The following is a 14,902-nucleotide window of genomic DNA, read 5'->3' on the forward strand; positions in this document are numbered from 1 at the left end:
TCCGTCGGCGCGGTTTCGCTACTTGGCGGGCGCGTAGTTGTAGATCGAGGGGACGGCCATGCCGGACTGCGGCGAGATCTTCACGGTCCCGTCCGAGACGTGCAGGTAGCTCATCCGGTAGAAGGGGAGGAACCAGGCGTCCTCGACGAGGTGGTGGTTCAGCTCGCGTGCCGCCGACTTCGCCTCGGCCTCGTTGCCGGCCTTGAGGGCGGGCAGCAGTTTCCGCGTCACCTTGTCCGTGGTGCCGAACATGTTGAACGCCCCCGGGGTGACCAGTTCGTCGGCCGCCGCCCAGTCCGAGGTGGACTGGCCCATGTTCATGACCATGCCGGAGTATTGGCGGTCCTTGAACACCTTCTGGACGGCCGAGGCGCCGTCGAGCGTGTCCCAGACGAGCTTCACACCAATGGCCTTGAAGTCGGACTGGAGTGATGCGGCCAGCGCGTCGTTGACGATCGCCGTGATCCTCGGCAGCTTCAGCGTGAACCCCTTGGCGTAACCGGCCTGCTTCAGCAGGGACTTGGCTTTGGCGGGGTCGTGCGCGTAGTACGTGTCGAGCTTCTTGTCGTACGCCTGGGTCTCGGGGCCGAAGACCTGTGAGGTGGTCCGGCCGCGGTTCTGGCGGATGCGGTCGAGCATGGTGTCGCGGTCGACGGCGTAGTTGAGGGCCTGCCGCACGCGCGGGTCGCGCAGGGCGGGGGTGATCCTGCCGTCGCGGTCGAAGAGCAGCAGACCCTGGAAGTCGAACTCCTGCTTCTCCGTCTTCACCTTCGGGTCGGACTCGACGGCGATCTGCTGGTCGGAGGTCTGCAGGAGCGCCGCGTTGATCTGCCCGGTCTTGAGGCCGTTGGTGATGGCGGTCTCGTTGTCGAAGAAGCTGATGGTGATGTTCTTGTACGGGAGTTCCTTGCCCCAGTAGTCGGGGTTGCGCGCGTAGGACCACTTGGTGCCGACGGTGGTCCGCGTCTTGTCGAGGCGGTACGGGCCGGTGCCGTCCGGGGTGGTCTTGAGGCTGTCGGCCTTCGCGAACCGCTTGGGGTTGGCCATGAGGCCGGGGGCGTCACTGAGGTAGAACTCCATCGCCGGGTTGGGCTGTGCGAGCTCCAGCGTGACGTGGGTGGCGTCGGTGACGTCGACGGCCTTCAGATCGGCGAGCCACTTGGCGGAGGCGCCGCCGCCCTTCTGGAAGCGCTCCATGTTGGCCTTGACCGCCGCGCCGTCGAAGGCGGTGCCGTCGGCGAACTTCACGTCCTTGCGCAGGGTCAGCGCGAGGTGGGTGCGGGTCTTGTCGTACGTCCACTCCGTGGCGAGCATCGGGCTGAAGGTGCCGTCGGGCTCGCGCTTGATGAGGGTGTCGTACACCGCCTGGAAGTACGGCAGGGCACTGCCGGTGGCGACCGCGGGGTCGAGGCTCTGCGGAAGGGTCATCGTCGCGATGTTCAGCGTGGACGATCCGGTACCCGCGGCGCCGCCGCTCTCGCCGGCGCATCCCGCGAGGGCGAGCGAGGCCGCGACGCAGGCGGCCACCGATGCGGTTCGGGCAGTTCTGCTCATGTCTTTCGCTCCGTCTGGAGAGCCGGGGCGCCGCCCCGGCGAAGATTGCGGGTGAGCCTACCCACGGAATTAACCACTTGGTAGGTTTTTGCTCGGCGGGTTCGACCGAGCGGTAAGTTCTGCCGGACGAGGACCGATGGCGTCAGGAGACGACCGAAGTGACCGACCTCGCGCCCGGGGCGCCCCGGCGGCCGTCGAAGGGCGAGCGCACCCGCGCCCGCATCCTCGACTCCGCGACCGAGCTGTTCGCACGCTCCGGCTACCTCGCGGTCTCGCTGCGCGACATCGCCGCGCACGCCGGGCTCACCCATGCCGGGCTGCTGCACCACTTCCCCGGCAAGGAGGCCCTGCTGCTCGACGTGCTGAGCCTGCGCGACGAGCTGGACGGGCGCCGGCTGTTCCCCGGCGTGCTGGCCCCGGGCGACCCGGAACCGGAAGCCGCGGAGCGGCTGCGGCTGCTGCTGGAGGTGGTCACCCGCAACGCCGGGACGCCGGGTCTGGTCGCGCTGTACGCGAAGCTGTCGACGGAGGCGTCCGATCCGGAGCACCCCGCGCACCCGTACTTCGTGCACCGCTACCAGGTCCTGCGCCGCGAGACGACGGGCCTGCTGGCGGAGCTGTTCGCGGCCGCGGGCGCACGGGACGATCCGGCGGCCGCGGCCCAGCAGTTGCTCGCCCTGATGGACGGGCTCCAGACGCAGTGGCTGCTGGAGCCGGAAGCGGTCGACATGGCGGGGCAGGTCCGCGCCTTCCTCCGGCGGTACGGCGTGGGGGCGGGACACGGCTGAATCAGTGACCGACGGCGGCGAGGACGGCATCGGCCATGCTCCTGTGTCCGGACGCGTTCGGGTGGAAGCCCGCGCCCTGGTCCGAGTCGGCCGGTTCGATCCAGCGGACGCCGGCGTCCTGGCACGCGTCGTGCCCGACGGACGGGCCGTAGGTGTCGACGTAACCGGCCCCGTGCGCACCGGCCCGCTGCGCCAGCACGGCGTCCAGCTGCTTCTCCTTGTCCCGCACCCAGCCGAAGTCGCCGTCGGCGAGCGGGATCGTCGCGCGGCAGGAGCTGCCGTCGTCCGGCAGGAGCGAGGGGTAGCCGACGAGCATGACCCGGGCCTGCGGCGAGCGGGCGTGGATCGCGTCGAGCACGGCGTCGATCTTCGGTGCGGTGGCGTTGATCCGGGAGCCGATCTCGTCCGTGCCGAACAGGGTGAAGCTGCTCCTGCAGGGCGAGCCGTGCGGCGCGAGGTAACCGACGAGCACGCAGCGGGTGATGACGCCGGCCAGGTCGAGGTCGTTGCCGCCGACGCCCAGGGTGACCAGGGTCGTGTCGGGGCGCAGCGCGTCGAGCTGGGGCGCCACGCCGTCCTGGGGGCCGGCCATGTGAGTGGTGTCGGCCCCGGCGCACGTGACGTCGGTGAACGAGTCGGCGCCCACCGCCGCCGCCACGAGCGAGGGGTAGTTGCGGTCGGAGCGGCCGCAGACGGTGTCGGTCTGCTGCGGGATGCCGAGCCCGGAGCCGTACGAGTCGCCGAGCGCCACATACCGGACGGGCTCGCCGGGCGCCGGGGCGGCGACACCGGGCGAGGCGGCGCCCGCGAGCAGGGCCGCGGCGGCCGCCGCGGCGAGGGACAGGCGCGGAGCGCGGGCCCGGTGGCCCGCCTCTCGGAGCGCGGGGGTGGTCGACCGACCGGATACCGACATGACCGTTCCTCGATTCATGGGAGAGCGGAGCCGACGGGGCGGGCGGCAGCAGCAGGCTCGATGGAGCGGACCGCCCGAGCACGAAAACCGTACGATGATCGGTTTCTGACCGTCAAGAGCCGCGTCCAAAATGAAATCCGGCCGGCCGAGGGACCCCCGAGCGCCGCGCGCGGAGGCCCTTGACAGCGAAAACCGATCACCATACGTTTTTGGGTCGCATGCCGTCTTGCCCCGATTCGCTCCACCGGAAGCCCCGCGGCCCGCCCGGCCCACCCCTCCCTCACGAAAGCCCGACAGGTACCCGTATGACTCAGCGATCCGCGCCCAGCCCCTCCCCCGCAGCCGCCCTCCCGCTCGCCGGGAAGGCCGCCCTGACCAGCGGTTCCGGGGACTTCGTCAGCCAGGGGTCCGAGGCCGCGGGCATCCCCGCCGTCCGGATGTCCGACGGTCCGCACGGGCTGCGGCTGCCCAGGGAGAGCGGCGACGGCGGCCAGCTCGACCTGCACAGCGCGGGCCCCGCCACCTGCTTCCCGCCCGCCGTCGCCCTGGGCAGCAGCTGGAACCCCGAACTGGCCGAGGAGGTCGCCGGAGCCATCGCCGCCGAGGCCGTGGCGCACGGCGTCCACGTCGTGCTCGGGCCGGGCATCAACATCAAGCGGTCGCCGCTGTGCGGCCGCAACTTCGAGTACTTCTCCGAGGACCCGCTCGTCTCCTCCGAGCTGGGCGGCGCCATGGTGCGCGGGCTCCAGAACGCCGGGGTCGGGGCGTCGCTGAAGCACTACGCGGCCAACAACCAGGAGACCGACCGGATGCGGGTCAGCGCCGACATCGACGAGCGCCCGCTCCGCGAGATCTATCTGCGCGCCTTCGAACGCGTCGTCCGCCGCGACCGCCCCTGGTCCGTCATGGCCTCCTACAACGGCGTCAACGGCGTGCCCGTCGCGCAGAACACCCGCCTGCTCACCGGGATCCTGCGCGAGGAGTGGGAGTTCGACGGGATCGTCGTCTCCGACTGGGGCGCGGTACGCGACCGGGTCGCCTCCCTCCGCGCCGGCCTCGACCTCCAGATGCCGGGCCCCGGCGGGCGCACCGACCGCGAGGTGGCCGCCGCCGTGGAGTCGGGCGCGCTGGACGAGGCCGTCCTCGACCGGACCGTCGACCGCCTCGCCCTCTTCGCCCACCGCGCGACCGGCGGCTCCGGCGCGCCGGGAACGTTCGACGCGGAGGCCTCGCACCGCCTCGCCGGGCGGGCCGCCGACCAGTGCGTGGTGCTCCTGAAGAACGACGACGCGCTGCTGCCGCTGGACCCGGCAGCGGGCAGCGTGGCCGTGATCGGCGAGTTCGCCCGGACGCCCCGCTTCCAGGGCGCGGGCAGCTCGCAGGTCACCCCGACCCGGCTCGACGTCCCGCTGGACAGCCTGTGCGAACTCGCCACCGGCGCGGACGTGCGGTTCGCCGCCGGGTACACGCTGCCCGGCAGCGAGGACGTTCCCTCGGACGCCGAACTGGCGGACGAGGCGGTGCGGCTGGCGGAGACCTCGGACACGGCGGTGCTGTTCCTCGGGCTGCCGCCGCAGGACGAGTCCGAGGGCTTCGACCGCGACCACCTGGACCTGCCGGCCGCCCAGACGGAGCTGCTGCGGCGGGTCCTGGAGGCCAATCCGCGCGTGGTGGTGGTGCTGTCCAACGGCGGTGTCGTCCGCACCTCGCCCTGGCAGGACCGGGTACCGGCGCTCGTCGAGGGCTGGCTGCTCGGCCAGGCGGGCGGCGGCGCCCTCGCCCGCGTCCTGTTCGGCGCGGTCAGCCCGTCCGGGAAGCTGGCGGAGACCGTACCGCTGCGCCTGGAGGACTCCCCCAGCCACCTCACGTTCCCCGGCGAGGAGGGCAGGGCCCGCTACGGCGAGGGCGTCTTCGTCGGGTACCGGGGCTACGACGCACAGCGCCGCGAGGTCGCGTTCCCGTTCGGCCACGGCCTGTCGTACACGACGTTCGACTACGCGGACCTGGCGGTACGGGAGGACGGCGACGGCTTCCACGTCACGCTGACCGTCACCAACACCGGCTCCGTCGCCGGCCGCGAGGTCGTCCAGATCTACGTCGCCGGTCCGGCCGGTTCACGCGTCCTGCGGCCGGTACGCGAACTGCGGGGCTTCGCCTCGGTGTTCCTGGATCCGGGCGCGAGCCGCGAGGTCGAGGTGCGCGTGGCCCGGCACGATCTGGCCTACTTCAGCGAGCGGGAGGGGGGCTGGAAGGTCGAGGGCGGCCGCTACCGCTTCGAGGCCGGCGCCTCCTCGCGCGACATCCGCGCCCGCGTGGAGACCGGGGTGGACGGTGACCCGTCGGACCTGCGGCTGACCGGCCGCAACACCCTCGCGGAGTGGTTCGAGCACCCGGTGGGCGGCCCACTGCTGATGGAGGCGTTCGCCAAGGCCCGTACGGACTCGTCGCAGGAGGGCGCGGGCGCGCTGGCCGATCCCGTGATGCGGCGGTTCCTGGCCGGGGTGCCGCTGGACGTCATCTGCGAGTTCCCGCAGAGCCCGCTGTCGCCCGAGGCCCTGCCCGCCCTGGCCGACGCGGTCGAGGCGCGCGCGGAAGAGCGAGAGCGCTGACGTGGTCACCGGCTGGGTGGCGCCCGGCTGGGAACCGGTCCGCGACGCCCTCGTACGCGGCTGCGCCGATGACCCCGGCGCCGCCCAGCTGGCCGTCCACCACCACGGCCGCCTAGTGGTGGACCTCGCCGCCGGTCCGCCGGGCTTCGGGACGGACTCGGCCGGCGTGCTGATGTCCGTTACGAAGGGCCTCGTCGCGGTCTGCGCGCATCTGCTGAGCGAACGCGGCGCCCTGGACCTCCAGGCGCCCGTCGCCCGGTACTGGCCGGAGTTCGCCGCCGCCGGAAAGGCCGGTACGACGGTCGCCGACCTCCTCACCCACCGGGCCGGACTGCCCGCGTTCTCGCCCGGCCCGGCCGGGTGCGGGCTGCCCGGGCTGTATGACTGGGACGCCCGGGTGGAGGCCCTGGCGGCGATGCGGCCCGTGTGGGAGCCCGGCAGGGCGTCGCTCTACCACGCCCTGACGTACGGGCACCTGGCCGGCGAGGTGGTGCGACGGGTGAGCGGGCGGAGCATCGGGGCGTTCTTCGCGGACGAGGTGGCGGGCCCGCTGGGCCTCGACCTGTGGATCGGCTTGCCGGCGGCGCAGGAGCACCGGTTCGTCCCGCAGTTCTCCGTACGCCCCGACCCCACGCCGGAGCAGGTCGCCGGCTTCCTCGCCGGGCTGGGGCTCGCCCCGGACGCGCCGCTGTCCCTCGCGCTGCGGGCGTCGCAGGCGGAACTGGCGGCGTCGGTGGAGGGGCTGACGACCCGCGAGGGCCGCGCCGCCGAACTCCCCGGCGCCGGCGGGATCGGCAACGCGCGGTCGCTGTCGCGGCTGTACGCGGCGCTCATCGGATCCGTGGACGGGGTGCGGCTGCTGTCCCCAAAGACGCTGGAGCGGGCGGTCGCCCCGCGCGACGACGTGCCGCCCCCGCCGCCGCTCGACGGCGGCGATCCGGCGGGCCGCTCGCGCTTCGGGCTCGGTTTCGAGCTGCCCCGGCGGGGGCTGCCCATGCTGGGCGAGGGCTCGTTCGGGCACGCGGGGGCGGGCGGCCGGCTGGGGATGGCCGACCCGGGCAGCGGTCTCGCCGTCGGGTTCGTGTGCACGGCGATGGCCTGGGAGCCGGCGGCCGGACCGGACCCGCGCTGGGCGGAGTGGACGGAGGCGGTGACCGCGACGGCGGCGGCGCTCTGACCCGTATGCGTATAGGAGGAGGGACGGCACGCGGGTGCCGTCCCTCCTCCTATCGTGGTTCAGGCCCCGTCGGGCGCCGTGCGCGGATCCAGGATCGACAGCAGGTCCTCGATGGGCTGCTCCATGTCCGTGGAGCGGTCGATCAGCCACTGGAGCTGGATGCCGTCGGCCACGGCGATCAGCAGCACCGCCAGCCGCTCCGGCGGCACGGTGGTGCTGATCCGCCCCTCCGCGATCCCGTCCCGGACGAAGTTCGCGACGCGTTCGCGCAGCACCGGGTAGCGCTCGGCGAAGTGGGCGTGGGCGGGGTGGCCCGGGTCGCTGGCGGCGGCGGCCATGGAGACGAACAGCTCGACCAGGCCGGGGGTCTTCGCGCCCTCCCGGATGATCTCGCGGTACGCGTTCGGATCGGCGCGCTCCGCCTGCCGCGCCCGCGCGGTCTCGTCACGCATGCGCAGGACCTGGGTGAGCAGGTCCTCCTTGGAGTCGAAGTAGTGCATCAACCCGGGCAGGCTGAGGCTGCACTTCGCCGCCACCTTCCGCAGGGAGGTACCGCGGTACCCCTCGGCCGCGAAGATCTCCAGTGCCGCGTGCAGGATCTCGCTGCGCTTGGCCTCGCCCTTCTCGTACGGGCCCCGTTTCGCCATGCCGGTCACCCTAACGCGAGGACGCGGCGGTCACCGAGTCGAGCGCCGCCGCCGCGGGCAGCCGGCGGTCGCGGGACAGCCCGCCCAGCCAGCGCGCCGACTCCTTGGGCGTACGGACGAAGGTCTCGCGGTCGACCGCGATGAGCCCGAACGTCGGCCGGTAGCTGCCCCACTCGTAGTTGTCGAGCGCGCTCCAGTGCAGATAGCCGCGTACGTCGATGCCCTCGGCCATCGCCTCGGCGAGGCTCGCCAGGGCGCGGGCGGTGTAGGCGACGCGGCGCTCGTCGTCGTCGGTGGCGATGCCGTTCTCGGTGACCAGGATCGGCACGTGCCGGCCGACCACCTCCGCCGTGTGCCGCACCGCTTCCCCGAGCGCCTCGGGGTAGAACTCCCATCCGGTGAGGGTGACTTCGGCGCCCGGGGGCGGGGGCAGGGTGCCGTCGGACCCGATCCGGTGGCGGGTGTACGCCTGTACGCCGACCCAGTCGTCCTCGCGGGCGGCCTCCAGGAAGACGTCCTCCCGGGGCCGGGCGTAGGCGGTCGCGGCGGCCTCGGCGCCCGGTTCGGGCTGGTAGACCTGGTTGGCGACGGTCCAGCCGACCCGGACGCCGGGCACGGTCTCCCGCAGCACGGCGGTGGCGGCCCGGTGGGCGCGGATCAGGGCCTGGATCACCTCGGGGTCCGGGGCGAAGGCGGCCGGGTCGACGGCGGCGGCACCGGTCTCGCGGGCGGCGTTCGCCCCCTGCGCGACGCTCTCCCAGCCGTGCTCGGCCGCGTACCGCTTGAGGGCGTACATCAGGGCCATGATGTTGGGCTCGTTGATGGTGGCGACGTGGCGGACGCCCTCGCGGAGGATGTCGGCGCAGGTGCGTACGTAGTCGGCGAACAGCTCGTCCGCGCCGGGGGCCGTCCAGCCGCCGAGGTCGCTGAACCACTGGGGCGAGGTGAAGTGGTGGAGGGTCACGACCGGGGTCAGCCCGCGCTCCAGCGCGCCGCGCACCATGGCCCGGTAGTGGGCGACGGCGGCGTGCGAGACCCGGCCGCGGGCCGGCTCGACACGGGCCCACTCGATGCTGAACCGGTAGGCGTCGAAGCCGAGTTCGCGCAGCAGGTCCATGTCCTCGGGCCACCGGTGGAAGCTGTCGGCCGCGTCTCCGCTCGGCTCCTGGACGAAGCTCCCGGGGTGGTTCTCCAGGGTCCACCAGTCGCTGGAGACGTTGTTGCCCTCGACCTGGTGGGCCGAGGTCGACGCTCCCATGAGGAAGCCTTCCGGCAGCGCGAAACCGGGTCCGGCCTCGTTCACCATCGGGTTCTCCTTTCGCCCCGGAGGCGGGCCGTGCCCCCACTCCGCGAAAAACGTTCATTGATCGGTTTTCGTGTTAGCGTACAGGTGGCAGCGGTACGGGAGAAGAGGCGGCCGGTCCGGTCTCGCCCCGCCGCCGAACCCCCGGGGAGCCGGACCCGCCGGAACCTGACGCCGCCCTTCCGGCTCCCCGGCCCACCGCGCACGCATCAGGGAGAAGCCCGTGAAAGCCGTCATTCCGCACGCCGACGCCCGACCGTCCTCCCCCGCCGGCTCACTCCCCGGCGCCGGTCCGTGGCACGTACGGGCGGCCGACCCGGCTCTGGAGGAAGTGGCCGAGACCGTACGGGCACTACTCGCCCCGCACCTGCCGGACGCGGCTGCCGGCGAAGCGCCCCGCGAACTGCTCCTAGGTCTCGACGAGTTGACGTCCGCGCCACCCTTGGGCGTCTCCCCCGACGGGGCCGCGCAGCCGGTGGACGAGGGCTACCGGCTCCGCGTGGACACCGACGGCATCACGTGCCACGGCCGCACCCCGACCGGGGTGTTCCGGGGCGCGACCACGGCCCTCCAGCTCATCGCCACCGCCCGCGTCACCGGTGAACTCCCGTACCAGGAGCTGGCGGACGCCCCGCGCTACGCCTGGCGCGGGCTCATGATCGACCCGGCCCGCAGCTTCCTCACCCCGGACGAGGTGCGCCGGATCATCGACCTCGCCGCGCTCTACAAGCTCAACGTCCTGCACATGCACCTCACCGACAACGAGGGCTGGCGCATCGAACTGCCCGGCACCCCCGCGCTGACGGCACCGGGCGCGGAGTTCTACACGGCGGCCGACTACCGCGCACTCCAGGAGTACGCGGCCCGGCGCTTCGTCACCGTCGTCCCCGAGATCGACCTGCCGGGCCACTGCGCGACGCTCCGGGCGGCCGTGCCCGGACTGCCCCCGGCCCCCGCCCCGGCCGGCCTCGCGGACCGCTTCCCCTTCGTGCCCCCGCTCGACCTGACCGACGAGGCGACCCGTACCGCCGTCACCCGCATCCTCACCGAGATCTGCACGCTGACGACCGGCCCGTTCGTGCACATCGGCGCCGACGAGGCGTTCGGCGCGATCCCGGAGAGCTTCGACGCCTCGGTACGCGAACTGCGCACGCTCGTCCGCGACCTGGGCAAGCGCCCGGTGGCCTGGCAGGAGTCGTCGCGCGCCGGGATCGGGCCCGAGGACATCGCGCAGTACTGGGTGGACGTGGAGATGATGGACCTCCCGGACACGGCGGAGGGTCTGGCCGCCCGCCCCGAACTCGTCGCCGCCGGGCGGACCATGGAGATCATCTCCGCGCTCAAAAAGTTCTTCGCCCCCACCGACGACGACCTCCGCCGCACCGTCGAGGGCGGCGGCCGCGTCCTGCTGTCACCCCAGTCGCACCTGTACCTGGACCGCCCGTACGCACCCGAGTTCGCCCCGCCCGAGCAGGCCGCCGAGGCCGCCCGGCTCGGCTTCGACGGATACCGGCCGCTGGGCGTCCGGCACACGGCGGAGTGGGACCCGGCCGCGTACGCGATCCCGGACGCGAACGTCGCGGGCGTGGAGGCCACGGTCTTCGCCGAACGCTTCAAGGGCTTCGAGGACGTCTCCGTACTCCTGCTGCCCCGGCTGCCGTCGGTCGCGGAGGCCGCATGGTGCGGACGCGCGCCGGAATGGGCGGAGTACCGCGCCCGCCTGGCCCACCACGGAAGGCTGTGGACCGACCGGGACCTGCCCTATTTCGCGTCCACCGAGGTGGACTGGCGCTGAGGGCGGCTCACGCCTCCACCCCGAGCAGTTCCCCGAACGCCGTGCTCCCCGCCGGTGTCACCTTCACCGCGCGGCCCGAGCCGACGCGGCGGACCCAGCCGCGTTCCAGGGACGCCGTGCAGAGCGCCGCACCGAGGGCGCCGGCGAGGTGGGAGCGGCGCTCGGTCCAGTCGAGGCAGGTGCGGACGAGGGGGCGGCGGGCGCCGGTGGGCTGCCGGTAGTCCAGGGCGTCGGCCAGCCAGTCCCGGCCCGCCGGAGTGACGGCGATCCCGGAGGCGGTGTCCACCAGACCGCGCGCGGTCATCGCGTCCGCCAGGTCCACGCCGAGCCGGCCCGCGAGATGGTCGTAGCAGGTGCGCGCCCGGGCCTCGGCGTCCTGCCGTCCCGAGGCGGCCAGGGTGTGCGGGCGGGGCGTGCCGGGGTCGTACGCGGCGAGCGCCTCGGTCAGGGCTGCGGCCTCCGGGCCGGCGAGCCGTACGTAGCGGTGGCGGCCCTGGCGTTCCTCGGCCAGCAGGCCGCCGGCGACGAGGCGGGAGATCTGCTCGCTGGCCGTGGACGCGGTGACCCCCGCGTGCCGGGCCAGCTCGCCGGCCGTCCAGGCCCGCCCGTCGAGCAGCGCCTGGCAGAAGGCGGCCCGGGTGCGGTCGGCGAAGAGGGCGGCGGTGTCGGCGAGTGGGGACATGCCTTCATGGTGCCGCAGGGACGGTTCGGCGGGCGCCGAAGTGTTCCGGACCTAGCGTCGGGGCCATGAGTGACGCGACGACGACACATGTGTTCAGCCGGTACGCGGAGGTCCGGGCGGCGCTGGCCGACCCCGCGCTCGCCCCTCCGGCGCCGGCTCCCGACGCGGGGCCGCCCGGGGCGAGCGTCGCCTGGCTGCGGGCCACGGTGGCGAGGTTCGCCTCCGGTGAGCCGCACCGGCGGCGCCGGGCCCTGGTGGAGGCGGAGCTGGCGCGGCTGGCTCCCGCCGACCTCCATCGGGCGGCGTCGGCGGCCGGCGGGGGCGGCGACCTGCGGACCCGAGTGGTGTGGGCCCTCGCCACCGCCCTGGACATGCCGGAGCCGGAGCGGGTCGCCCGCGAGGTGGCCCGGGTGGCGGACGCGTACTTCGGCGGGGACGGGGGGCCCGACGCCGACAGCGCCGTGGCCCGGCTCGTGGCGGTGCTGGCCTCCAGCCCGGCGGACGAAGCCTGCCTGGAGGCCGTCGCCAACCGCATCGGGCTGCTCGCGCAGGCCTGCGCCGCGACCGCCGCACTGGTGGAGGCGGCCGGGGAGGGCGTGCCCACCGCCCAGGTACTGCGGGACGATCCGCCGGTGCGCGTCATGCGCCGGGTCGCCGCGCGGGCCACCCGCGTCGCCGGGCGGGAGATCGCCGAGGGCGACGAGGTGGTCCTGGACCTGGTGGCCGACCGGCACCGGCACCCCTCGCCGCTCACGTTCGGCGCGCCGCCCCGGGTCTGCCCGGGCAGGGCGCACGCCCTCGCGCTGGCCGACGGGCTGCTCGGACGGCCGATGACCCCGTTCGCCCGGCTCCACCACCGGGGTGAGGCGTTCCTGCTGCCGAACGCCTGGGACTGCGCGTCGGCCGCCGCGCTGGCCGCCGAGGGGTTCGAGGCGGTGGGGACCACGAGTCTCGGCGTCGCGGCGGGGCTCGGTCTGCCGGACGGGGCGGCGGCGACCGAGGAGGCCACCGTGGAGCTCGCGCGGCGGCTCGGGCGCGGGTCGTTCCTGTTCAGCGTCGACGCCGAGGGCGGTTTCAGCGACGACCCCGCCGAGGTCGCGGCGCTGGCCCGGCGGCTGTACGAGGCGGGGGCGGCGGGGATCAACCTGGAGGACGGGCGGGACGACGGCACCCTGACCCCGGTGGAGCTGCACGCCGCGAAGATCGCCGCCGTCAAGGAGGCCGTGCCCGCGCTGTTCGTCAACGCCCGCACGGACACGTACTGGCTCGGGCGCGACCGGGAGCGGACCGCCGGGCGCCTCGCGGTCTACGAGCGGGCCGGCGCGGACGGGGTGTTCGTGCCGGGGCTGACGGACCGGGCGGAGATCGCCGCGCTGACCGCCGCACTCGTCACCCCGCTGAACGTGCTGTACAGCCCGGCCGGGCCCACTGTCGCCGAGCTGAGCGCCCTGGGGGTGCGCCGGGTCAGCCTGGGCTCGCTGCTCTACCGGGAGGCGCTGGGCGGGGCCGCGGCCACCGCCGCCGCGATCCGGGACGGCGGGCCTGTGCGGGGCGGGGCGCTGTCGTACGCCGGTGTGCAGGCGCTGGCGACCGGTGGTGCCGGGTCAGGGGGTCGCGGCGGAGACGACGTACACGACGGGTGACATCGGGTCCGTCATGTCGACGGTGATGTTCTGGTCGGGGCGCGGGTCCTTGTTGGTGTGGGTGGTGCCCGCCCAGGAGACGCCGTCGCCGAAGTACCAGCCTGCGATGTCCGTGTCGCGCTTGCCGATGGTGACCTTGCCAGGTTCCAGGGCGGCGCGGCCGGTGCCGGTGTTGGTCAGGAAGTTGTCCAGGCCGTTGGACGTCGTGCGGAACTGCACGTACATCCGGCTGGCCTTCCAGTTGTTCGTCTCGTAGTACTGGACCTCGGTCGCGTAGCCGGGGATCGGCACCTCGAAGATCCGCCGCTGCATCCGGGACGGCCAGCCGGGGCGCAGTCCCTGCGCGGCGGCCTCGGCGGCCTTGTCCTGGCCGGAGCGGCGGCTCTGGCCCGCCGAGATCAGCAGGTAGCCGGCCGGGACGCCGATGAGCAGCACGATGATCGTCGCGGTGATCAGGCGCCGGCGGAACAGATGGCGGCGGTCCTCGGGGCGCTGCCCGTCCTCCTCGTCCGGCGGCGGGGACTGGCGCGGCACGACGGGGTGCTCGGCTGCGGTCATGGGTGTGGGGGTCCCTACGAAGTGCGGGTGTTGCGGTTGCTGCGGAGGGTGCTCGCGGCCTGGTCGTAGATCTGCGCGTACCGCTCGTACCGCTCGACGCGTCGGCGGTTGGTACGGCGGAAGCGCCGCGCGACCAGCCTGGCGAGGTCCGCCGCGCCGACCATACCGGCCTCCGGACCGAGCTGTGCCTTGGCGATCCGGGCCTCGGGGCGGTAGCCGCGGCCGGTGAGGTGGCGTTTGAAGGCGTCCCGGGCCGGGCCGATGAGCAGGTCGTCGGCGGCGCTGACCCCGCCGCCGATGACGAAGCAGGAGGGGTCGAGGGCGGCGGCCAGATTGGCCAGTCCGACGCCGAGCCACTGGCCGATGTCCTGGAGGAGTTCGACGCACATCGCGTCGCCCTCGCGGGCCAGTTCGGTGATGAGCGGTCCGGTGATGTCGGGGATGTTGCCCTTGACCCGCTCGATGATCTGGTGGGCCACCGGGGAGTCGGCCGCGGCCAGCTCGCGGGCCTCGCGGACCAGCGCGTTGCCGGAGCTGTACTGCTCCCAGCAGCCGCGGTTGCCGCAGGGGCAGCGGTGCCCGCCGGGCACGACCTGCATGTGGCCGAACTCACCGGCGACGCCGTACTTGCCGCGCTTGACCTGGCCGTCCTCCAGGATGGCGCCGCCGATCCCGGTGCCGAGGGTGATCATGACGAGGTGGTCCTCGCCGCGCCCCGCGCCGAAGCGCCACTCGGCCCAGGCGGCGGTGTTGGCGTCGTTGTCCACCATGACGGGGACGACGAGCCGGGAGGCGATGGCGTCGCGCAGGGGCTCGTCGCGCCAGGCGAGGTGCGGGGCGAAGAGCACCTTGGAGCGGTCCGCGTCGACCCAGCCGGCCGCGCCGATGCCGACGGCGTGCACGTCGTGCCGGTCCGAGAGGTCGAGGACCAGCTCGACAATGGTGTCCTCGACGACCTTGGGACTCTTGGACTTGTCCGGGGTCTCCGTGCGCACGGTCTCCAGGATCGTGCCGTCGGCGTCGACGACACCGGCCATGACCTTGGTCCCGCCGATGTCGATGCCGACGGTGGGGACCCGGGGCGCCGTGAGGTGCGAGCGCCTCTCCCGGGTGCCCACGGTCCGCAGGACGGTCGCGCGGGCGGAGCCGCGGTGTGCGAAGTCGCGGTACGTGCTCATCGTCCCTGGGTGGATCGGTGTGACCGGGAGGGGTGGTCCCGGTGGCGGACGGCGC

Annotated in this window: 12 protein-coding genes; 5 read left to right on the top strand and 7 right to left on the bottom strand. The window is 73.8% G+C overall.

The window, feature by feature from the left end; all coding sequences use genetic code 11:
- Nucleotides 1–18: 18 nt before the first annotated feature.
- Complete coding sequence (locus BLW14_RS04925) at nucleotides 19–1,554, bottom strand: ABC transporter substrate-binding protein (protein ID WP_093704699.1); 1,536 nt, start codon at nucleotides 1,552–1,554, stop codon at nucleotides 19–21.
- Between the two features lie 158 nt (nucleotides 1,555–1,712).
- On the opposite strand from BLW14_RS04925, the gene BLW14_RS04930 reads away from it, so the two are divergent.
- Nucleotides 1,713–2,342 (top strand): TetR/AcrR family transcriptional regulator, encoded by a 630-nt coding sequence (locus BLW14_RS04930; protein ID WP_093704701.1) that lies wholly within the window; start codon nucleotides 1,713–1,715, stop codon nucleotides 2,340–2,342.
- Nucleotide 2,343: 1 nt separating this feature from the next.
- Here BLW14_RS04930 and BLW14_RS04935 read toward each other — a convergent pair whose 3' ends face one another.
- On the bottom strand, nucleotides 2,344–3,255 hold the full coding sequence (locus BLW14_RS04935; RefSeq protein WP_093704703.1) for an SGNH/GDSL hydrolase family protein: 912 nt from the start codon (nucleotides 3,253–3,255) through the stop codon (nucleotides 2,344–2,346).
- A gap of 305 nt (nucleotides 3,256–3,560) precedes the next feature.
- Here BLW14_RS04935 and BLW14_RS04940 point away from each other — a divergent pair, with 305 nt between their 5' ends.
- Complete coding sequence (locus tag BLW14_RS04940; protein WP_093704705.1) at nucleotides 3,561–5,864, top strand: glycoside hydrolase family 3 C-terminal domain-containing protein; 2,304 nt, start codon at nucleotides 3,561–3,563, stop codon at nucleotides 5,862–5,864.
- A 1-nt stretch (nucleotide 5,865) separates the two neighbouring features.
- Complete coding sequence (locus tag BLW14_RS04945) at nucleotides 5,866–7,041, top strand: serine hydrolase domain-containing protein (protein WP_093704707.1); 1,176 nt, start codon at nucleotides 5,866–5,868, stop codon at nucleotides 7,039–7,041.
- Nucleotides 7,042–7,100: 59 nt separating this feature from the next.
- On the opposite strand, the gene BLW14_RS04950 is transcribed toward BLW14_RS04945, so the two are convergent.
- Nucleotides 7,101–7,688 carry a TetR/AcrR family transcriptional regulator gene (locus BLW14_RS04950; RefSeq protein ID WP_093710645.1) on the bottom strand — a complete coding sequence of 196 codons (588 nt, stop codon included), beginning with the start codon at nucleotides 7,686–7,688 and terminating at the stop codon, nucleotides 7,101–7,103.
- Between the two features lie 10 nt (nucleotides 7,689–7,698).
- Nucleotides 7,699–8,994, bottom strand: a complete 1,296-nt coding sequence (locus BLW14_RS04955; protein ID WP_093704709.1) for a glycoside hydrolase family 1 protein — start codon at nucleotides 8,992–8,994, stop codon at nucleotides 7,699–7,701.
- Nucleotides 8,995–9,214: 220 nt separating this feature from the next.
- On the opposite strand from BLW14_RS04955, the gene BLW14_RS04960 reads away from it, so the two are divergent.
- On the top strand, nucleotides 9,215–10,786 hold the full coding sequence (locus tag BLW14_RS04960; RefSeq protein WP_093704711.1) for a family 20 glycosylhydrolase: 1,572 nt from the start codon (nucleotides 9,215–9,217) through the stop codon (nucleotides 10,784–10,786).
- Between the two features lie 7 nt (nucleotides 10,787–10,793).
- On the opposite strand, the gene BLW14_RS04965 is transcribed toward BLW14_RS04960, so the two are convergent.
- Nucleotides 10,794–11,468 (bottom strand): winged helix-turn-helix domain-containing protein, encoded by a 675-nt coding sequence (locus BLW14_RS04965; protein WP_093704713.1) that lies wholly within the window; start codon nucleotides 11,466–11,468, stop codon nucleotides 10,794–10,796.
- Nucleotides 11,469–11,533: 65 nt separating this feature from the next.
- Between BLW14_RS04965 and BLW14_RS04970 the strand changes: the two genes are divergently transcribed.
- Nucleotides 11,534–13,111 (top strand): isocitrate lyase/PEP mutase family protein, encoded by a 1,578-nt coding sequence (locus tag BLW14_RS04970; RefSeq protein ID WP_093704715.1) that lies wholly within the window; start codon nucleotides 11,534–11,536, stop codon nucleotides 13,109–13,111.
- Here the strand turns inward: BLW14_RS04970 and BLW14_RS04975 are convergent.
- Both BLW14_RS04975 and BLW14_RS04980 read right to left on the bottom strand, forming a co-directional pair.
- Nucleotides 13,073–13,669 carry a hypothetical protein gene (locus tag BLW14_RS04975; protein WP_093704717.1) on the bottom strand — a complete coding sequence of 199 codons (597 nt, stop codon included), beginning with the start codon at nucleotides 13,667–13,669 and terminating at the stop codon, nucleotides 13,073–13,075. The two genes, BLW14_RS04970 and BLW14_RS04975, sit on opposite strands and share 39 nt — an antisense overlap.
- 14 nt (nucleotides 13,670–13,683) lie before the next feature.
- Entirely contained in the window at nucleotides 13,684–14,847 is a 1,164-nt protein-coding gene (locus tag BLW14_RS04980; RefSeq protein ID WP_093704719.1) for an ROK family glucokinase, read from the bottom strand.
- Nucleotides 14,848–14,902 lie beyond the last annotated feature (55 nt).

This window comes from Streptomyces sp. 2131.1 (genome assembly GCF_900105515.1).
GTDB lineage: Bacteria > Actinomycetota > Actinomycetes > Streptomycetales > Streptomycetaceae > Streptomyces > Streptomyces drozdowiczii.